Origin of the sequence: Nocardioides sp. CPCC 205120, from assembly GCF_048654585.1 — a bacterium.
GTDB lineage: Bacteria > Actinomycetota > Actinomycetes > Propionibacteriales > Nocardioidaceae > Nocardioides.
This window is the reverse complement of record NZ_JBMCYY010000003.1, coordinates 187,977-207,422: the sequence shown is the minus strand read 5'-3', so window position 1 is coordinate 207,422 and position 19,446 is coordinate 187,977. Positions and strand designations below refer to the sequence as shown.

Genomic DNA, 19,446 nt, shown 5'->3' with positions numbered 1-19,446 from the left:
GCGGCCGCCTCAGGCCGCCCGGTCCGGCCGCATCGCCGCCGCGGTCGCGACGGCGACCTCGAGCGGGTCGGTGAGCGGGCGGCCGAGCAGCGTGGCGAGGTCGGGCCCGGTCGCGGCGAGGAACCCGTGCCGCACGCTGGACGCGATCGAGGCCAGCATCGGCGGCTGGAACGGCAGCAGGGCCGGGTCGGCGAGCAGCCCGGCGCGGTACTCCCCCAGCCCGATCCCCTCGAGCGGTACGCCGAGGCGCGCGGCCACGTCGCCCGCCGTGACCGGCTCGCCGACGAGGTCGTAGGTGCGCCCGGCGTGCTCGGCGGGCGCGGCCGCCACGACGGCCGCCGCCGCGGCGAGGTCGGCCCGGGCGACCGCCGCCACCGCCCCGTCGCCGAACGCGGAGCGCAGCCCGGCGGGCGTCCAGGTCAGCAGGGCGCCGACCAGCTCGGCGTACAACCCGTTGCGCAGCACCGTCCACGCCAGGCCGCTGGCCTCGAGGAGCCGCTCGGTGGCGCGGTGGGCCAGCGCGAAGCCGAGGTGGTCCCCCGCGCCCGTCAGGCTCGTGTAGACCACGTGCTCCACGCCGTCGCGGGCCGCGGCCTCGAGCAGGGCGCGGTGGCGCGCGACCACCTGGTCGTCCTCGGCGTACCCGGCCGACACGAGCACCACCGTGCTCACCCCCGCCAGGTCGATCGTCGCGGGGTCGTCGAGGTCGAGCCGCCGCTGGTGCGCCGCGGGGGTGCGCGTCGCCCCCAGGGCCGGCACCTCCCGGCGCGCGAGCTCGTCGAGCACGAGCGAGGCCAGCTGTCCGGTCGCGCCGGTCACCATGATCATCGGGATGGTTCTCTCCTCGGGTGGGGTTCTCTGCGGGACTACCGCTGCGATGCTCAGCCCGCCCGCACCACCCCCACAAGGAGGCACTTCCGTGTCACCCACGCACACCGCTGTGACCACCGGCGCCGCCGACCTCGACCCCTGCGGCCTCCCCGAGCACCCCGACTGCGGCATCCGCGACGTGCTCGACCGCGTCGGGGACAAGTGGTCGGTGCTCGTCGTCGTCGAGCTGGCCGGCGGGCCTCGGCGCTTCCGCGAGCTGCAGCGCGCCGTGCACGGCATCTCCCAGCGCATGCTCACCCTCACCGTGCGCCGCCTCGAGCGCGACGGGCTGGTGCTCCGCACCGTTTACCCCGCCGTGCCCGCGCAGGTCGACTACCGCCTCACCCCCACCGGCGAGAGCCTCACCCACCTCGTGAAGGCGCTGGCCGACTGGTCGCTCACCCACCGCGACGCCATCGCCCGCTCCCGCGAGGACTATGACCGGGAGCACCCCGACGACGCCGTCCGCTGAGGCACTCCGGGGGCCGAACTTGTCAGCCGGATGACAACTCTCGTCCCGGGACGGGTCCCCTGCCGTGTCGCTTGGCCGAACCCCGGTACGGCGGGTGCGCGCCGCCGTACGCTCCCTCCGCGGGCGTTCGCCCGGGGGACGAACGACGGGGGAGCACACCGAGTGACCGAGACGACCGTGGAGCGGCCGACGCCCACGACCACGCCCACCGCGAGCCGGGAGGACTGGCTCGCCTGGAGCTCGCTGACCGCGACGCTGACCGCCGTCGTTGCGTCGTTCCTCGACCAGCCCTGGGTGCCGGTGCTGCTGATGGTGGCCGGCTTCGTGCTCGCCCTGGAGGCCAAGGGCGCCACGGGCCGCGCGCGGCTCGGGCGGATCGTGTCACTGACGCTGCTCGCGCTGCTGCTCGTCCTGTTCGCGGCGTTCACCGCGCTGTGGGTGTCGTTCGACGGCGGCGCCTGAACGTACTCCGCGCAGGATGCGACGACTCGGCGTGCTCGCGGGTGCCGTTACCGACGACTCGGGTCAGCGGCGCCCGGCGGGAGCGAGCCGGGGAGCGGTGGCGTAGCGCGCGACGGCGCCGTCCTCGCCCCGCAGGCCGTTGCGCAGGTGGATGCTCTGCAGCACGCCGACGGCGAGCATGACCGCGAAGACCGAGCTGCCGCCGTACGACACGAAGGGCAGCGGCACGCCGGTGACGGGCATGATGCCGAGGCACATGCCGACGTTCTGGAACGCCTGGAAGCCCAGCCAGCAGGCGATGCCGCCGGCGGCGACGCGGCCGAAGGCGTCCTGCGAGCCGGCCGCGATGCGCAGCGCGCGCCACACCACGAGGCAGAGCAGCAGCACGACGACACCGGCGCCGACGAGGCCGAGCTCCTCCCCCGCGACCGTGAAGATGAAGTCCGTCTGCTGCTCCGGCACGAAGCCCGAGCGGGTCTGCGAGCCGTCGAACAGGCCCTGGCCGAAGAGGCCGCCGTTGCCGATCGCGATGCGCGCCTGCTCGACGTTGTAGCCGGCGCCGCGCGGGTCGAGGTCGGGGTTCGTGAAGGCCATGAACCGGTCGACCTGGTAGGCCTTCAGCACCCCGGCCGTCACCGCGACGGTGGCCGCCGCGACGCCCGCGACGAGCAGCCCCACGATCCACGCCCGCGGCGCCCCGGCGATGGCGAGCACGCCGAGCACCGTGGCGGTCAGCACGAGCATCGTGCCGAGGTCGGGCTGGCCGAGGATGAGCACGGCCGGCACCGCGGCGATCGCGAGCAGGCCCACGACCTCCTTGGTGCCGATGGAGCGGCGCCACGTGCCCTGCGTGCGCTCCGCGACCAGCAGAGCCATGCCGATCACCACCGAGAGCTTCGCGAACTCCGCGGGTTGGATCGACATGCCGCCCAGCTGGATCCACGAGCGCGAGCCGTTGATCGTCGATCCCATGACCAGCACGAGCACCAGCCCGATCACCGACACCAGGTAGACCAGCGGCGTCAAGATCCGCAGCCAGCGGTGGTCGGTGGCCACGACGACGACCATCATCACGACGCCGATGGCGACGTTGACGAGCTGGCGGCGCAGGTACGCCGTGGAGTCGTCGCCCACGAGCGCCTCGCGGGTCGCGGTGGCCGACCAGACGAGCAGCGTGCCGAGCACGAGCAGCAGCGCGACCGCGGCCATCAGCACCCAGTCGAGACCGGGCACGCGGGTGCGCTCGCGCAGCGCGCCGGAGGCCGCGCGCGGAGCGCTGGCGCGGGGCCGCAGCGGGGTGACGGTCACGACGTCTCCTGCGGGTCGCGGGCGGGCGGGAGGATCGAGCCGTCCTCGGTGAAGGTCGGCAGCGCGCCGGTGGCCACGACGCCCGGGATGGCGGCGGTCGCGGCGTCCACGGCCTCGCCCTGCACGCCGTACAGCGACTCCCAGATCGCGCGCACGGCCGGGCCGGACGTGCCGGAGCCGGTGCCGCCCTGGCTGACCATCATGATCACGACGTAGTCGTCGGTGTAGGACGCGACCCACGACGTCGACTGCTTGCCGTAGACCTCGGCGGAGCCCGTCTTGGAGCGCACCGCGACCTGCTCGAGCGGGAAGCCCGTCATCCGCCACGACATCGTGCCGGTGGTCGTGACGTCCAGCAGGGCCTCGTCGATGTAGTCGACGACCTCGCCCGGCACGTCGACGGTGCCGCCGACGACCGGGGCGATCTCGCGCACCAGCTGCCCCTCGGGGTCGACGACCGCCTTCGCGACGCGCGGCTCGTAGAGCGTGCCGCCGTTGGCGAGGGCGCCGTACGCGCGGGCCAGCTGCAGCGGCGTGACGATCGTGTCGCCCTGGCCGATGGAGAAGTTCACGGCGTCACCGGCGCGGTAGGCGAAGCCCTCGACGCAGAACTCGCGGGCGAAGCGGTGCTGGAAGTCGTTGCCCTCCTCCTCGCCGAGCGCGCAGTAGTAGTCCTTCTGCGCCGCGTAGTACTCCTGCTTCCACGCGCGGTCGGCGATACGGCCCGACGCCTCGCCCGGCAGGTCGACGCCCGTGGCGGTGCCGAAGCCGAACTCCTTGGCCTCGGTGACCAGCGGGTCCGGCGCGTCGACGTCGCTGACGTCGGAGCCGAAGCGCTGCCAGTAGTCGTAGCCGATGCGGTAGAAGAACGTGTTGCAGGAGACCTCGAGGGCCTTGTCGAAGCCGATGTTGCCGAACGCCCCCGACTCGTAGTTCTTGAAGTCGCGGTTCCCGACCCGGAAGCTCGACGAGCAGTTGAGCCGCGTGTCGGTGTCGTAGCCGTTGGTCAGCGCCCCGGCGGTCATGAAGGGCTTCCACGTCGAGCCGGGCGCGAACTGGCCCTGCGTCGCGCGGCTCAGCAGCGGGGTGCCGGCTTCCTCGGAGTAGAGGTGGTCGAGGTCGTTCTGCGAGATGCCGCCGACCCACACCCCGGGGTCGTACGTCGGCTGGCTCGCCATCGCGACCACGCGCCCGGTCCGCGCCTCGAGCACGACGGCCGCGCCGGCGTCCGCCACGTAGGGCTTGCCCGTCACGGTGTCGACGGTCGCGCGGGCGGTCTCGATGGTCGAGGCGAGCTGCTGCTCCACCACCGCCTGCACCTGCGCGTCGATGGAGGTCACGAGGGTGTCGCCGGGCGTCGCCTGGATCTCGGAGTCGTCGCCGAGCACGCGGCCCATCGAGTCGACCGCGACGCGGCGGTAGCCCGGCATGCCGCGCAGCCACGCGTCGTACTCCTGCTCGATGCCGGCGCGCCCGACCACCGAGGCGCCGTTGACGGAGCGGTCGCCCGCGGTCTCCGCCGCGTCGAGCTCGCTCTCCGTGACGGGGCTGAGGTAGCCGAGCAGGTGGGCGGCGTTGACGCCGTACGGCGAGGGGTAGTCGCGCAGCGTCTCCCGGTCCACGACGACGGCCGGGTAGTCCTCCGGCTGCTCGTCGATCGCGAGCGCGATCTCGCTGGCGACGTCGACGGCGACGGGCACCGGCTGGTACGGCGAGCCGTTCCAGCACTCCCCCTCGACCGAGCCGGGGTCCCCGCAGTCGAGCAGCGCCGCGTCGATGGCGGCGCGGTCGACGCCGAGCGTGGTCGAGAGCCGGCCGAGGAGGTCGTCGGCCAGCGTGTCGTCCATGCCGTCGAGCACGGTGCGGTCGACGCCGACGGTCCACGCGGTGCGGTTCGCGACGAGCGGGCGGCCCTGGGCGTCGACGATGAGGCCGCGCGCGGGCTGCACCACTATGTCGCGCACCGACTGCGACGCCGCCTTCGCCTGGTAGGCCTCGCCGTCCGCGACCTGCAGGAACCACAGGCGCACCAGCAGGGTGCCGAAGAGGGAGAGCACGAGCGCCTGCACCACGATGAGGCGCAGGCGGCTGCGCCGGGCGCCGGGCGCCTCGGTGGTGGAGCCGCTCACGCGAGCCTCCGCTGCGGCTCGAGCCGCGTCAGCAGCACCATGAGCGGCAGCAGCACCAGCGGCGCGACGGCCAGGTCGCCGGCCACGCCCGCCACGACGGAGAGCAGCACGTCGGTGACCGCCACCCCCGGGTCGCCGGTGACGACGCCGAGCAGCCCGAAGACCGAGGCGCCGACGAACGAGGCGACCGCGGCCGTCACGAGCACGACGGGGATGGTGGGGCGCTCGTCGCGGCGCACGAGGCCCGCGACGAGACCGACCGCCATCAGGGCGAGCGCCCAGCGACCGGCCAGGTGGTCGGCCGGCGGCGCGAGGTCGAGCGCGAGGCCCGCGCAGAAGCCGAGCACGACGCCGAAGTGGGCGCCGCGGGTGAGCGCGCCGGCGACGACGACGAGCAGGCAGAGGTTGGGCACGACGCCCCGCCAGCCCACGTGGGGCAGCAGCGCGGCCTGGAGCACGATGGCGAGCAGCACCGCGAGCGCGGTGACGCCGGTGCGGAGCGCGGTCATCGGACCTCCCCGTCCGGGCCGATGACGGCGCGGTCGCTGGCCGTGCCGTCCGGCACGTACACGCCGACGACGTCAAGGCGGCTGAGGTCGACGAACGGGTCGATGATCGCCCGCTGCGTGGTGTCGCGCGGGGTGGAGAACAGCTGCGTCACGGTGCCGATCGGCACGCCCGCCCGGTAGGGGCCCTGGCCCTCGGCGCTGCCCCAGGTGAGCACGACGTCACCCTCGGCCGGCACGGCGGAGGCGTCGACGAGCTCGAGGTCGAGGCGCGTGGGGTCGGTCAGGCTGCCGTTGCCCGAGAGGAACCCGACCTCCGAGGAGCGCCCGACCCGGGCGCCGACGGTGGAGTCGGAGTCGACGATGAGCAGCACCGTCGCGGTCGTCGAGGTCGCGGCGATGACGCGGCCGACGAGACCCTCCGCCGCCACGACCGTCATGTCGGGGCGCACGCCGGAGGTCAGGCCGGCGTCGATGGTGACGGTGCGGGTGAAGGTCTGGGCGGCGCCGTGGGCCACGACGCGGGCGGGCACGATGCTGCCCTGCTGGTCGCGCGCGGCGGTGACCAGCCCGTCGTACTGCTCGAGGCGGGAGCGGTCGAGGTCGGAGGCGGCGAGGTCGCTGCGCAGCGCGGCGTTCTCGGCCTCGAGGGCGGCGACGTCCTCGCGCAGCGAGCCGCGGCTGGTGAACCAGTCGGGGATCGAGGTCAGCGGGCGCACCACGGTGCTGGCGCCGACCTCGAGCGGGCCGACGACCTCGCCGACGACGCTGCGCACCGGGTCGACCGGCGAGTCGTCGCCACCGACGTGGTCGAGCGTCATCAGGGACAGGCCGGCCACGACGAGCGCCACCACCAGCAGGCGCGGCGGGCGGCGCTCGGCCGCATCACCGGGGCCCCACGAGACGGCCAGCGGCCAGCGGCGGCGGTCCCAGTGCGGGCGGGTACGACGGCTCGACGGGCGGTTGCCGAGGTCGCCGAGGGAGGGCGGGAGCGGGGTGCGCAGCGCCATCAGTACCTCCGCCGGTCGGAGACCAGCACCGCCTGCAGCGCCTCGAACTCCTCCACGCAGCGCCCGGCGCCGAGGGCGACGGAGGTGAGCGGGTCGTCGGCGAGGTGCACCGGCATGCCCGTCTCGTGGCGGATGCGGTCGTCGAGGCCGCGCAGCAGGGCGCCGCCGCCGGTGAGGACGATGCCGCGGTCCATGATGTCGCCGGCCAGCTCGGGCGGCGTCTGGTCCAGCGTGGTGCGGACGGCGTCGACGATGGCCTGGACGGGCTCCTCGAGCGCCTTGCGGATCTCGCTCGCGCCGACCGTGACGGTGCGCGGCAAGCCCGAGACGAGGTCGCGGCCGCGGACCTCGACCTCCGGCTCGCCCGTCGACGACGGGAACGCCGAGCCGACGGTCTGCTTGATCTCCTCGGCGGTGCGCTCGCCCATGAGGAGCGAGTGCTCCTTCTTCATCCACGCGATGACGGCCTGGTCGAGGTCGTCGCCGGCCGTGCGGATGCTCAGGGAGGTGACGATGCCGCCCAGGGAGATGACGGCGACCTCCGTCGTACCGCCGCCGACGTCGACGACCATGTTGCCCGTCGCCTCGTGCACGGGCAGCCCGGCGCCGATCGCGGCGGCCATCGGCTCCTCGACGATGTAGACCCGGCGGGCGCCCGCCTGGTAGCCGGCCTCCTTCACCGCGCGCTGCTCCACCGCGGTGATGCCGCTGGGCACGCAGACGACGAGGCGGGGCTTCGCCAGGTAGCGGCGCTTGTGCACGCGCTGGATGAAGTAGCGCAGCATCTGCTCGCACGCCTCGAAGTCGGCGATGACGCCGTCCTTCAGCGGGCGGACGGGGGTGATCGTGTCGGGGGCGCGGCCGATCATGCGCTTGGCCTCGTGCCCGACCGCCAGGATCTCCTGCGTCTGGGTGTTGAGCGCGACCACGGACGGCTCGTCCAGCAGCACGCCCTTGCCGCGCACGTAGACCAGCGTGTTGGCCGTGCCGAGGTCGACCGCCATGTCGCGGCCGATGACGCCTCTCATCATCGCGGGTGCCTTCGCTCTGGGGTGGACCCGGCGAGCGCCGGGATCCTCGGGGAAGTGGGGGTACGACGAGCAGCCGCACCCGAGCGACGAGAGTAGGAGCGCCGGGGTGGCGTCGTGGGGAGGCACGCCGTGGGGCGCGGTGGCGGTGGTCGAGGTGGCCGCGCCAGCGCCGACCCCGGTGGTCGAGGTGGCCGCGCCAGCGCCGACCCCGGTGGTTGAGGTGGCCGCGCCAGCGCCGACCCCGGTGGTGGAGGTGGCCGCGCCAGCGGCCCTCGAAACCACACCCGCTCGCGCGGCGCTCGCCGCACCGGCCCGCGTGTTCGGTGGGTCGCCGTCGGCGCGTGCGACCGCATTCACCCCGATGTCGCCGCCGACCGATCGGGTCGTCCTCGTCGGCGATCGCCGACGAGGTCTATCTCGGCACCTCTACTCCCACAGGAGAACCCCATGCCCTTCATCAAGCGCGCCCTCACGGGCCTCGCGGCCGTCGCGGCCGTCACCGCCGGCGCCACCGCGGTCACGCCCACCGAGTCGGCGGAGGCCGTCCCGCCCTTCGGCGGCCAGATCCACAACGTGGGCTCGCAGCCCATGTTCATCACCTACAACCTCGCCAACCCGTGGGGCGCCGAGGCGATCCTGTCGCCGTGGGCCATCAGCGACGGGTTCCGCGACGCGGACGGCTTCTACGTCGAGACGGGTTGCCGCGCGACGTACACGTTCCCGCCCGCGACCATCGCCTACTCCCGCACCACGCCGGGCTGGGTGAAGGTCAACAACACGCAGTACGCGGTCGTCAACTACAGCTGCTGACCCGTGCGGACCGGGGCGGGCGTCGCTGCCGCCCCGGTCCGTCGTGCGGCGGTCGCCGTGAGCACTCGACGCAGCCCGGGACCTCGCGCCAGGCGAAGGGTCCGGTAGCGGTGACGGCGGGCCGAGCGCTCGGGCGATCGGGATCGTCGTCGAGCATCGCGTCGTTCGTCCAGGCCACGAGCTGCCAACGGTCGCCCGTCCAGACGCTGGCGGACCCGAAGCTCACCCACGTCTCGAACGGCTCGCCGGCGAGGACGATGCCGACCCGCGCCACGTAGTTCGTCACGACCGTGCCGTCCTCGTCGACCGTCGACGCCACCCAGGACCCCGCATCGAGGTCGAGGTGGCGCATGCTCGGGGTGCCGGCGGCACCGATCACCTGCGCGGCCGCCTCGCTCTTCGCGTAGGCGGCCGCCGGCCCGTCGGGCTCGGCGAAGAGCGACTCCACGCCTGCGGCGTCGATCGGGGTGTCGGTCATCTGGTAGTTCAGGTAGTGCGACGCGAGGATCGCGAACCGCTCCCCCGCGAGCGGCGACGACTCCGCAGCGGCCCGAGCGGTGTCCTCCACCTGCACGGGCAGCGAACCGGGTCCCCGGGGGTCCCCGGTCACCTGCTCGGCCGCCGGGTCCAGCAGCGGTGGGCGCACCGGCGACGCCGCGTCGTCCCACGCGAGCCCGCGCTCGGCGGCGGTGCGCCAGGCGGGCGTCGGTTCCTCGAGGTCCTCTCCTGCGTCGCGGCCGGCGACGACACCCACGACCGCGGCGACCACGACGAGGAGCGCCGCCGCGAGGAGAGCGGCGCGCGGCACCGCTGGTCGAGCCCGTTCCCCCACGACGCACCGTCCCCCCGGTCGGCGGGGCGCCGATGCGCCCCGTGCGCATCCTGCCCCAGGGACGTCGCGCCGGCTGGCCTTCCGGCCGTACCGGCCCGGGGCCCCGTGTCTTCCGCGGTGCTGACGTCTCCTGCGGTGCTGGGGCGTCTGGGTCAGCGGTGCACCCCGTGTCCAGCAGCCCGGGCGCCGCGTTACACGGGAGGTACGCCGGGCGGCCGCCACTCACTCGTCCTGGAGCGACCCCCGGGTCCTCAGCACGGAGAACGCCAGCTCCCGCTCGTGCGCTCCGATGAACGCCATCTCCAGGACCGTCCCGGGATCGGGGGTCGACAGCACGGCGACCTCGGTGATCTGCCGGTTCAGCCGCTCGAGAGCCGTCGGCGGGCGGGAGCCGGCGGGGCGCAGGCCGACCAACTCGATCGGGGCTCGCCGGGACCACCGCCGCGTGACGAGCCGCGGCGGGCCACCCCCCGGCTCAGCGACGAGCCACCCGTGGATCCATCTCGGACGTCGTGCCGGCACGGGAACGGCGGGGACGAATCGCCCGCTCGCCGCGATCTTTAGGACGCGACCGCGAGTGGGCGGCCGTCGCCCCCGCCACACGAGCCCACCGCCGAGGACGACACCACCGACGAGCACACCGACGAGCCCCGCCACCACGTCTGCTCCCATCGCTGCTACCTCCACCGCGCCGTCGGGGTAGAACCCGCACGTCGGCTCCGGACCGGCCTCGCGGCACTCACCTCAGCTCGTCAGGAACGTCTGCGCTGAACGCGGCCCAGACCTGCTCGCGCTCGGCGCCCTCCAGCCAGGTGACGGTCATCTCGGTCTCGCCATCGATGCTGATGACACCTCGCAGTGCCTCACGGACCGTCCACCAGCCGGGGCCGTAGTCCTCGATCTCCACGAGCTCTCCACCATCGAGGTTGAACCGGAACCACACCCGCACCTGTCGTCGGAAGGGATGCCCGATGCTCCAATAGGGCCGTACGTACGTGGTCACGTAACCCTGGGGCTCGCCGTCGAGGACGAGCCGTCCGGCCGCGTTCCGGAACCGCTCGATGACAGCTGCTTCGTCGACCTCGTTCACCGTGCCCGCACCACACGCCCCTCGTCCCACACGGGCTCGGGGGTCTCGCGCACGTGGCCGTCGGCGCCGTACGACAGGAAGCGGTCGAACCCGCGCGCGAACCAGCGGTCGTGGGTGACGGCGAGCACCGTGCCCTCGAAGGCTGCCAGGCCCTCCTCCAGCGCCTCGGCGGAGGCGACGTCGAGGTTGTCGGTCGGCTCGTCGAGCAGCAGGAGCGTGGCGCCCGACAGCTCGAGCAGCAGCACCTGGAAACGCGCCTGCTGCCCGCCCGACAGCTGCTCGAACACCTGGTCGGCGCTGGCGGCCAGCTCGTAGCGGTCCAGCACCCGCGCCGCCTGTTCCCGGCCCATGCCCGCGCGGCCGTGGGCCGACCCGTCGCCGCGGTGGAGGATCTCGGTCAGCGTGCGTCCGACGAGCTCGGGGTGCTCGTGGGTCTGCACGAACCACCCCGGCCGCACCCGCGCCCCGAGCCGCGCGCGCCCGGTGTGCGGGACGGGTTCGGGTACGACGTCGCCCACCGGCCGCTGGTCGGGCTCCGGGTCGGTGCCGCCCGCCGCGAGGAGGCGCAGGAAGTGGGACTTGCCCGAGCCGTTCGCCCCGAGGACGGCGACGCGCTCGCCGTACCAGACCTCCAGGTCGAAGGGGTGCATCAGCCCGGTCAGCCCGAGCTGCTCGCAGACCACGGCGCGCTTGCCGGTGCGGCCGCCGCGCAGCCGCATCGTCACCTGCTGCTCGCGGGGCTGGGCCGCGGGCGGGCCGGCCTCCTCGAACTTGCGCAGCCGCGTCTGCGCCGCCTTGTAGGCGCCCGCCATGCCGTCGTTGAACTCCGCCTTCGTGCGCAACCGGTGCACGAGCGCCTTCAGCTTCGCGTGCTCCTCGTCCCAGCGGCGGCGCAGCTCCTCGAAGCGGGCGAAGCGGTCGCTGCGCGCGGCGTGGTACGACGCGAAGTCGCCCGGGTGCGTCCACACCGAGTTGCCGGCGCCGGCGCTGCCCAGCTCGACCGTCACGACCCGCGTGGCCGCGTTGGCCAGCAGCTCGCGGTCGTGGCTGACGAAGAGGATCGTCTTGGGAGACTCCGCGATCCTGCGCTCGAGCCAGATCTTGCCGGGCACGTCGAGGTAGTTGTCGGGCTCGTCGAGCAGCAGCACCTCGTCGGGCCCGCGCAGCAGGTACTCCAGCACCAGCCGCTTCTGCTCCCCGCCCGACAGGGTGCGCAGCACGCGGTGGCGCGCTCGCTCCCACGGCACGCCGAGCGCGGCGACGGTGCAGGAGTCCCAGACGACCTCGATGTCGTAGCCGCCCGCGTCCGCGAGCTCCGCCAGCGCCTCGGCGTACCTCATCTGCGTCGGCTCGTCGTCCGTCTCCATGAGCGCCAGCTCGAGGGTGTCGACGCGCGCCAGCGCCTGCTGCACCCGCAGCGGCGCGACCGAGGCGAGCAGGTCGGCGACCGTCGGGTCCTCGACCTCGACACCGTCGGTGGGCCGCACGACGCCCTGCCCGACGAACTGCCGCATCACCCCGAGCCCGCCGGAGCGGTTGACCGCGCCCTCGTGCGGCGCCAGGTCGCCCGTGACGATCTTCAGCAGCGTCGTCTTGCCCGCACCGTTCGCACCGACCAGCGCCACCTTGTGCCCGTCGCCGACGCGGAACGACACGTCCGCGAGCAGCACCCTCCCGTCGGGCAGCTCGTAGCGGACTCCCTGGACATCGACGTGACCCACGAGCAGCCATCCTCCGGTACGGCGGTGCTCGCCGTCATCCGAGTTGTCGGGGGCGGTGGGGGCGGTACGCCGGTGGTTGGGGTGGCCGCGGGGGCGGTACGCCGGTGGTTGAGGTGGCCGCGCGCTGGCCGTCGGTGGTTGAGGTGGCCGCGCGCTGGCCGCCGGTGGTTGAGGTGGCCGCGCCGGTGGTTGAGGTGGCCGCGCCGGTGGTTGAGGTGGCCGCGCCGCGCGCCGGTGGTTGAGGTGGCCGCGCCTCCTCGGTGGTTGAGGTGGCCGCGCCAGCGGCCCTCGAAACCACGATCGAGTTCCCCCGGCGGACCCGATCCGGGCGCCTCGAAAACTCCCAGAACTTTCTTCCCCAGGCCCCGTTCCTGAGCCCAAGAATGTCGGTGCCCACCCCTAGCGTTGTCCGTATGAACCACCCGAGCACCGCAGTCGTCGAGGCCCCCGCGCCCCTCGACACGACCGCGCTGCTCGCGACCGCCCGACAGGCGGCAGCAGCACAGATGGCCGCCGAAGTCGCCACGCTCGTCGCGGTCGCGGACTGGGCGGACGCCCACACCGAAGGCACCGTCGGCGACCCCGTCGGCCCGCTCGGCCTGTGGCACGAGAACCCCCAAGCTGTCCCCGGTGGCGACCGGTTCCTGGAGCTCGGCGGACCCGGCGCGCCACTCGTGTCGGAGTTCTGCCTGTACGAGATCTCCGCAGCGCTGGGGCGCTCCGTGGCGTCTGGTCGCCCGCTCGTGGGTGATGCGATCGAGCTGCGCCACCGACTCCCCCGCCTCTACTCCCGCGTGCTGGCGGGCGCCGACCCCGCGACGCAGAAGCGGGCACTGCCCGTGTGGCGGGCCCGCAAGATCGCCGCCCTCACCCGCAGCCTCCCAGCCGAGGGTGCGGACTTCGTGGACCGCAACCTCGCCCCCGTCGCGCACCGGGCCACGATGCCGACCGTGGAGCGGCTGGTCGCCGAGGCGATCGCGCGCTTCGACCCGGAGAACGCTGAGCTCGACCGGGCCGACGCCGACGCGGGCCGGTACTTCACCGTCGAGACCACCCCGGTCGACGCAGCGTCACCGTGGGCCGGCGTCGTCCCCGTCCACGGCACCCTCGACCTGGCCGACGCCCTCGATCTGCAGAACGCCGTGCAGCGGGTGGCCGCCGACCTCGCCGCCGCCGGCTGCGACGCCGACCACGACGTCAGACGCTCCATGGCCGTCGGTGAGCTCGCACGGCGTCAGACCGCCCTCGACCTCGGCGGCGTGGACCCGGCCAGTGGCGCGCCCAGCAATGTCGCACCGGCCGACTCGACCCGAACCCCCGCTCGGGCGGTCGTGCTCTACGTCCACCTGTCCGACACCGCCATCACCGCCCACCGATCCGGCCCCGGCATCGACCCGGCCACCGGCGCCACCGGCATCGACCTCGCCCGCCTCGAGAACACCCGCAGCCTGATCACCGCCGACCAGGTCCGCGACTGGTGCCGCGCACCCGGCACCAAGATCGTCGTCAAGCCCGTCATCGACCTCGCCGAGCACGTCGCCGTCGACGCCTACGAGATCCCCGACCGGATCGCCGAGCGGGTCCGCCTCGATTGGCCCGCCTGCGCCTTCCCCTACTGCGGACGACCAGCCAGAGGCCTCGACCTCGACCACATCGAGCCCTACCGGTCGAACGCAGCACCGGGCGCAGGCCAGACCTCAACCGACAACCTCGCACCGCTCTGCCGCGGCCACCACCGGGTCAAGACACACCCATCACCGACCGGCACCAGCCCGCCGGGCAGTGGTCCGCCCGACCGGCGATGGCGCTACCAGCACGACCGACTCGGCACGTACACGTGGACCAGCCCCCACGGGCTCCGGTACGCCGTCGACCCCACCGGCACCACACCAATCGACTAGCAGCACCCATCACCGCCGACCCCGCCACAGCACCACCGCGTCGGGGCCACCGGCATGCCCGGGCGTGGTTTCGAGGGCCGCTGGCGCGGCCACCTCAACCACCGACGTACCAGCGCGGCCACGACGTCGGTGGTTGAGGTGGGTGCGCTAGCACCCCTCGAAAACCAGCCACGAACCCGAGCACCACGGGTCGCGGTGCCAGCGGTAGTCATCCACTACCGCTCCTACCGCGACCGGCCCGAGCCCGCCGCCCGGCACCCCCCGCGAATCCACGCCTCGCCGCCGCGGACCAACTAGCCTGCGGCGGTGGCGCTGACCCTCACCTCGATCCACCGCTTCCCCGCCAAGTCGATGCGCGGCGAGGCGCTCGACTCCTGCGCGGTCGAGCCGTGGGGGCTGGCGGGCGACCGGCGCTGGATGCTCGTCGAGGGCGAGGGCCCGACGGCCGGCACGTTCCTGTCCGCGCGCCGCGACGCGCGCCTGGTGCTCCTCGAGCCGACGCTGCTCGACGGCGCCCTGCGCCTCGCGGCGCCGGGGGTGGAGGGCGCGCCGGAACCACTCGTCGTACCCGAGCCGGACGGCACCGAGCAGGTACAGCTGACGCTGTGGTCGTCGTCGCTCACCGGTGCCGCGGCGGGGGCGGCGGCGGATGCGTGGGCGAGCGAGTACGTCGGGCGGCCGGTGCGGCTGCTCCACCTCGACGACCCGACACGGCGCGCGACCAACCCCGGGTTCAGCCGGCCGGGCGACCGCGTGTCGTTCGCGGACGGCTACCCGCTGCTCGTGACGACCGAGGCGTCGCTGGCCGCGCTGCACGCCGCGATGGCGGAGGCGGGCTCCGACGAGCCGCCCGTGCCGATGGATCGCTTCCGCCCCAACCTCGTCGTCGACGGCGACGAGCCGTGGGCGGAGGACGACTGGCGGCGGATCCAGGTCGGCGACGTCGTCTTCCGCGCCGTCAAGGGCTGCGCGCGCTGCGCGATCACCACCGTCGACGCCACCACCGGCTCCCGGGGCAAGGAGCCGCTGCGGACGCTCGCGCGGGTACGGCGCTTCGACACCGGCGTGTGGTTCGGGGTGAACCTCGTGCCGGACGTCGAGCCGGCGGCGGACCGCGCGGCGGCGTACCCGGTCGTGCGGGTCGGCGACCCTGTCAAGGTGCTGGACGCCGTGACTTCGGGCCGCGGACCGTTGCGGGCCGCCCCTGCCCGGGTGTCCTGACCTCTGGTAGAACCGGCGTGAGCGGCGTCACGACGACGCCCGGCTCCCCGACCGCCGCACCCCTGGAGGACCTTCCATGCCCGCATCCCCCGGCCTCTCCGGCAAGACCGCGATCGTCACCGGCGCCAGCCGCGGCATCGGTCTCGCCATCGCCCAGCGCCTCGTCGACGAGGGCGCGCGCGTCGTCATCACCGCGCGCAAGGACGACGCGCTGCAGGCCGCGGTCGCGGAGCTCGGCGGGCCCGAGAAGGCCATCGGCGTCGCCGGTCGCGCGGACGACGCCGACCACCAGGCCGACGCCGTCGCGAAGGCGATCGACACCTTCGGCAGCCTCGACCTGCTGGTGAACAACACGGGCATCAACCCGGCGTACGGCCCGCTGATGGACCTCGACCTCGACGCCGCGCGCAAGATCCTCGAGGTCAACGCGATCGGCACCCTCGCCTGGACCCAGCGCGCCGTCGGCGCCTGGATGAAGGAGCACGGCGGCGCCATCGTCAACGTCGCCTCGGTCGCCGGGCTGCGGCCCGCGCCGGGCATCGCGTTCTACGGCGCCTCGAAGGCGCTGCTCATCCACCTCACCGAGGAGCTGGCCGTCGAGCTCGGCCCGACGGTGCGCGTCAACGCCGTCGCCCCCGCCGTCGTGAAGACCCGCTTCGCGGAGGCGCTCTACACCGACCGCGAGGAGGAGGTCGCCGCGGCGTACCCCCTCAAGCGGCTCGGCGAGCCCGCCGACATCGCGGGCGCGGTGGCGTACCTGCTCTCCGACGACGCCGCCTGGACCACGGGCCAGACGCTCGTGCTCGACGGCGGCCTGACGCTCAACGGCGGCGTCTGAGCGGGAGTGCTTGCCGGGCGTGGTTTCGAGGGGGGCTGGCGCACCCACCTCAACCACCGGCGGCTAGCGCACCCACCTCGACCACCGGCACGGATCGGTGGTTGAGGTGGCCGCCCCGGCGGCCCTCGAAACCACCGAGGGCGCTCAGGCCAGCGGGTACGACTGCACGAACTCGGTCAGCTTCTTCAGCTGGTCGGGGTCGGTGGACGGGATGACGCCGTGGCCGAGGTTGAACACGTGGCCCTTGGCGGCGCGGCCGGCCTCGATGATCTCGGCGGCGCGGGCGGTCATCACCTCGGTGGGGGCGAAGACGAGCGTGGGGTCGAGGTTGCCCTGCACGCCGCGGTCGCCCACGCGCCCGATGGCCTCGGACAGCGGGGTGCGCCAGTCGACGCCGACGATGTCGGCGCCCGCGTCGCCCATGTGGCCGAGCAGGTTGGTGGTGCCGACGCCGAAGTGGATGCGCGGCACGCCGAGCTCGCCGACCTGGGCGAGGACGCGGGCGGAGTGGGGCTGCACGTGCTCGACGTAGTCGGCCGGCGTCAGCGCGCCCGCCCACGAGTCGAAGAGCTGCACGGCGGAGGCGCCGGCCCGCACCTGCACCTCGAGGAACGCCGCGGCGATGCCCCCGATCTTGCGCATGAGCGCGTCCCACACGTCGGGGGCGCCGAACATCATGGCCTTGGTGCGGGCGTGCTCCTTCGAGGGCCCGCCCTCGACGAGGTACGACGCGACCGTGAACGGCGCGCCCGCGAAGCCGAGCAGCGGGGTGCCGCCGAGCTCGCGCACGAGCGCCTGCACGGCCTCGGTGATGAAGGGGACGTGCTCCGGGGTCAGGTCGGGGATGGCCTCGACGTCCGCGAGCGTCCGCACGGGCGAGGCGACGACGGGCCCGATGCCGGGCTTGATGTCGAGGTCGACCCCGACCGCCTTGAGCGGCAGCACGATGTCGGAGAAGAAGACGGCCGCGTCGACGCCGTACCGGCGCACGGGCTGCAGCGTGATCTCCGTGGTCAGCGCCGCGTCCATGCAGGACTCGAGCATGCCGACGCCCTCGCGGACCTTCAGGTACTCGGGCAGCGAGCGCCCCGCCTGCCGCATGTACCAGACCGGCGTGTGCGGCACCGGCTCCCCACGGGCCGCCTTGAGGAAGGCGGAGTCGGCGAGGCGGGGGTCGGGAACGGGGGTGCTGGACACCCCACGATCCTCGCAGGTCAGGCGGCGTGGCGCACGGGCGACCTCGGGCGGGAGGCTTACCGTGAGCCCCATGGTGGCAGGACACGACGCGCGTCCCGGCTCCGCATCGGGTCCGGCGCCGCGCGCCTTCACCGACGCGGTGGCGGCACTGCGCAGCGCACGGGTGCGCCCGGAGGTGCACCTCGAGGAGATGGGCGCGCCGCAACGGATCGCGCCGTACGCGGTCGCGCTGACCGGTGACGTCGAGGTCGACGAGGACGAGGTCGCGACCGGCCGCATCATCCTGCTGCACGACCCGGCCGGCAATGACGCGTGGGACGGCACGTTCCGCTGCGTCACCTACGTGCGCGCCGACATCGACGGCGAGCTCGCCACCGACCCGCTGCTCGCCGAGGTCGGCTGGTCGTGGCTCGAGGAGGCGCTCACGGCGCACGGCGCGGGGTACGCCGCCGCGGCCGGCACCGTCACCTGCGTCACCACCCAGAGCTTCGGCCAGATGGCCGGCGAGGAGACGACCGCGCAGATCGAGGTGCGCGCCTCCTGGACCCCGTCCGGCCTCGACCTCGACCGCCACGTCGAGGCGTGGGCCGAGCTGATGTGCACCGCCGGCGGGCTGCCGCCCGTCCCCGAGGGCGTCGCGGTCATGCCGAGCCGGCGCGGCCAGCGGGGCAGGTCGTGAGCGACCGGCCCGCTGCCGAGACCGACGTGACCCCCGGTACGACGGACGCCGCCCCCGAGCAGGCAGCCACCGAGCAGACCGCCACCGAGCAGACCGAGGAGGCCGCGCCCCAGGCGCCGCTCCTCGAACTGCGCGAGCAGCTGACCGACGTCATCGACACGCCGGCGGCGCTCGCGGCGTACTGCGAGGCGCTGGCCGCCGCGACCGGCCCGGTCGCGATCGACGCGGAGCGCGCTTCGGGCTACCGCTACTCCTCACGCGCCTACCTCATCCAGCTGCGCCGCGAGGGCGCCGGCAGCGCGCTTGTCGACCCCATCGCGTTCGACTCGCTCGCCCCCGTGCAGGAGGCGATCGGCGACGCGGAGTGGATCCTCCACGCCGCGACGCAGGACCTGCCGTGCCTCGCGGAGGTCGGCCTGCGTCCCGCCGCGCTGTTCGACACCGAGCTCGCCGGGCGCCTCCTCGGCCACCCGAAGGTCGGGCTCGCGAGCCTGGTGGAGACCCTGCTGGGACGGCGCATGCGCAAGGAGCACTCGGCCGTCGACTGGTCGAAGCGGCCGCTGCCGCGCCCGTGGCTGGAGTACGCCGCCCTCGACGTCGAGGTGCTCGTCGAGCTGCGCGCCCTCCTCGTCGCCGAGCTGGCCGAGACCGGCAAGACCGAGTGGGCGCGCCAGGAGTTCGAGCACCTCCTCGACTTCACCCCGACCGTGCGCGCCGAGCCGTGGCGGCGCGTGTCGGGCAGCCACCGGCTGCGCGGGCGCCGCGCCCTCGGCGCCGTGCGCGAGCTGTGGACCACCCGCGACGAGATCGCCCGCACCCGCGACGTCACCCCCGGCCGCGTGCTGCCCGACGCCGCGATCATCGCCGCCGCGGAGGCCCTGCCCACGACCCGCGCGGCGCTGCTCGCCACCCCGGGCTTCAAGGGCCGCGGCGCCGACCGGTACGCCGCCCGCTGGGTCGCCGCCATCGAGGCCGTGCTGGCCATGCCGGAGTCCGACCTGCCGACGCGGGTGCCCCGCGGCGACGGCCCCCCGCCCCCGCGGGCGTGGGCCGACAAGGACCCGGTCGCGGCCCGCCGCCTCGTGCTGGCCCGCGAGCGCACCGTCGCGCTCGCCGAGGAGCTGCACCTGCCGGTGGAGAACCTGCTGACCCCCGACTACCTGCGCCGGCTCGTCTGGACGCCGCCGGCCACCCGGGTGCGTGCGGACCTGCTGGTCGCGGTCGGCGAGCAGCTCGCGTCGTACGGCGCGCGCCCCTGGCAGGTCGAGCTCGCCGCCCCCGTGCTGACCGACGCCGTGCTCGACGGCGACGTCGAGCCCCCGGTCACCTCGCCCGACGAGGCGGCCGCGGCCGCCGACGGCTGACCCGG

20 protein-coding genes are annotated in these 19,446 nt (G+C 74.3%); 9 read left to right on the top strand and 11 right to left on the bottom strand.

All coding sequences use genetic code 11. The annotated features are described in order from the left end of the window. Positions 1-9: 9 nt before the first annotated feature. On the bottom strand, positions 10-828 hold the full coding sequence (locus tag ACOACO_RS16800; protein ID WP_420297437.1) for an NAD(P)H-binding protein: 819 nt from the start codon (positions 826-828) through the stop codon (positions 10-12). Between the two features lie 91 nt (positions 829-919). Between ACOACO_RS16800 and ACOACO_RS16795 the strand changes: the two genes are divergently transcribed. Both ACOACO_RS16795 and ACOACO_RS16790 read left to right on the top strand, forming a co-directional pair. After that, the gene (locus ACOACO_RS16795) at positions 920-1,342 is read left to right on the top strand and encodes a winged helix-turn-helix transcriptional regulator (RefSeq protein ID WP_420297436.1); all 423 of its coding nucleotides are present in this window, start codon (positions 920-922) and stop codon (positions 1,340-1,342) included. Between the two features lie 162 nt (positions 1,343-1,504). Continuing rightward, complete coding sequence (locus tag ACOACO_RS16790; RefSeq protein WP_420297435.1) at positions 1,505-1,804, top strand: hypothetical protein; 300 nt, start codon at positions 1,505-1,507, stop codon at positions 1,802-1,804. Positions 1,805-1,867: 63 nt separating this feature from the next. On the opposite strand, the gene rodA is transcribed toward ACOACO_RS16790, so the two are convergent. From rodA to ACOACO_RS16765, 5 genes are read right to left on the bottom strand one after another with little or no spacing between them, the layout of a single operon-like run. Further along, positions 1,868-3,112, bottom strand: a complete 1,245-nt coding sequence (gene rodA / locus ACOACO_RS16785) for a rod shape-determining protein RodA (protein ID WP_420297434.1) — start codon at positions 3,110-3,112, stop codon at positions 1,868-1,870. Continuing rightward, complete coding sequence (gene mrdA / locus ACOACO_RS16780) at positions 3,109-5,241, bottom strand: penicillin-binding protein 2 (protein ID WP_420297433.1); 2,133 nt, start codon at positions 5,239-5,241, stop codon at positions 3,109-3,111. The genes rodA and mrdA overlap by 4 nt, the downstream gene beginning before the upstream one ends. Further along, positions 5,238-5,750 carry a rod shape-determining protein MreD gene (gene mreD / locus ACOACO_RS16775; RefSeq protein ID WP_420297432.1) on the bottom strand — a complete coding sequence of 171 codons (513 nt, stop codon included), beginning with the start codon at positions 5,748-5,750 and terminating at the stop codon, positions 5,238-5,240. The genes mrdA and mreD overlap by 4 nt, the downstream gene beginning before the upstream one ends. Continuing rightward, positions 5,747-6,757, bottom strand: a complete 1,011-nt coding sequence (gene mreC / locus ACOACO_RS16770) for a rod shape-determining protein MreC (RefSeq protein ID WP_420297431.1) — start codon at positions 6,755-6,757, stop codon at positions 5,747-5,749. Before mreC ends, mreD begins: the two co-directional genes overlap by 4 nt. Beyond that, entirely contained in the window at positions 6,757-7,788 is a 1,032-nt protein-coding gene (locus ACOACO_RS16765) for a rod shape-determining protein (RefSeq protein ID WP_277499597.1), read from the bottom strand. The genes mreC and ACOACO_RS16765 overlap by 1 nt, the downstream gene beginning before the upstream one ends. Before the next feature lie 447 nt (positions 7,789-8,235). Here ACOACO_RS16765 and ACOACO_RS16760 point away from each other — a divergent pair, with 447 nt between their 5' ends. After that, positions 8,236-8,598: a hypothetical protein gene (locus tag ACOACO_RS16760; protein ID WP_420297430.1), complete on the top strand. Its 363-nt coding sequence runs from the start codon at positions 8,236-8,238 to the stop codon at positions 8,596-8,598. Here ACOACO_RS16760 and ACOACO_RS16755 read toward each other — a convergent pair. From ACOACO_RS16755 to ACOACO_RS16740, 4 genes are all read right to left on the bottom strand, one after another. Further along, on the bottom strand, positions 8,582-9,406 hold the full coding sequence (locus ACOACO_RS16755; RefSeq protein ID WP_420297429.1) for a hypothetical protein: 825 nt from the start codon (positions 9,404-9,406) through the stop codon (positions 8,582-8,584). The two genes, ACOACO_RS16760 and ACOACO_RS16755, sit on opposite strands and share 17 nt — an antisense overlap. Positions 9,407-9,652: 246 nt before the next feature. Continuing rightward, positions 9,653-9,844, bottom strand: a complete 192-nt coding sequence (locus tag ACOACO_RS16750) for a hypothetical protein (RefSeq protein WP_420297428.1) — start codon at positions 9,842-9,844, stop codon at positions 9,653-9,655. Between the two features lie 325 nt (positions 9,845-10,169). Next, positions 10,170-10,520, bottom strand: coding sequence for a hypothetical protein (locus ACOACO_RS16745; RefSeq protein ID WP_420297427.1), 351 nt, complete (start codon positions 10,518-10,520; stop codon positions 10,170-10,172). Beyond that, a complete protein-coding gene (locus ACOACO_RS16740; RefSeq protein WP_420297426.1) occupies positions 10,517-12,241 on the bottom strand; it encodes an ABC-F family ATP-binding cassette domain-containing protein in 1,725 nt (574 codons plus the stop codon). Before ACOACO_RS16740 ends, ACOACO_RS16745 begins: the two co-directional genes overlap by 4 nt. Positions 12,242-12,345: 104 nt before the next feature. On the opposite strand from ACOACO_RS16740, the gene ACOACO_RS16735 reads away from it, so the two are divergent. The 4 genes from ACOACO_RS16735 (at position 12,346) to ACOACO_RS16720 (ending at position 16,201) form a co-directional block, all read left to right on the top strand. Then, positions 12,346-12,483, top strand: coding sequence for a hypothetical protein (locus ACOACO_RS16735; protein WP_420297425.1), 138 nt, complete (start codon positions 12,346-12,348; stop codon positions 12,481-12,483). A 171-nt stretch (positions 12,484-12,654) separates the two neighbouring features. Continuing rightward, positions 12,655-14,142: a hypothetical protein gene (locus ACOACO_RS16730; RefSeq protein ID WP_420297424.1), complete on the top strand. Its 1,488-nt coding sequence runs from the start codon at positions 12,655-12,657 to the stop codon at positions 14,140-14,142. 306 nt (positions 14,143-14,448) lie between these two features. Further along, a complete protein-coding gene (locus ACOACO_RS16725) occupies positions 14,449-15,363 on the top strand; it encodes an MOSC domain-containing protein (protein WP_420297423.1) in 915 nt (304 codons plus the stop codon). Positions 15,364-15,439: 76 nt separating this feature from the next. Continuing rightward, positions 15,440-16,201: an SDR family oxidoreductase gene (locus ACOACO_RS16720; protein WP_420297422.1), complete on the top strand. Its 762-nt coding sequence runs from the start codon at positions 15,440-15,442 to the stop codon at positions 16,199-16,201. A gap of 144 nt (positions 16,202-16,345) precedes the next feature. Here the strand turns inward: ACOACO_RS16720 and hemE are convergent, their stop codons facing one another. After that, complete coding sequence (hemE, locus tag ACOACO_RS16715) at positions 16,346-17,398, bottom strand: uroporphyrinogen decarboxylase (RefSeq protein WP_420297421.1); 1,053 nt, start codon at positions 17,396-17,398, stop codon at positions 16,346-16,348. 70 nt (positions 17,399-17,468) lie between these two features. On the opposite strand from hemE, the gene ACOACO_RS16710 reads away from it, so the two are divergent. Together ACOACO_RS16710 and ACOACO_RS16705 are read left to right on the top strand one after the other, a co-directional pair. Beyond that, entirely contained in the window at positions 17,469-18,077 is a 609-nt protein-coding gene (locus tag ACOACO_RS16710) for a DUF3000 domain-containing protein (protein ID WP_420297420.1), read from the top strand. Continuing rightward, entirely contained in the window at positions 18,074-19,441 is a 1,368-nt protein-coding gene (locus ACOACO_RS16705; protein ID WP_420297419.1) for an HRDC domain-containing protein, read from the top strand. Before ACOACO_RS16710 ends, ACOACO_RS16705 begins: the two co-directional genes overlap by 4 nt. Positions 19,442-19,446 lie beyond the last annotated feature (5 nt).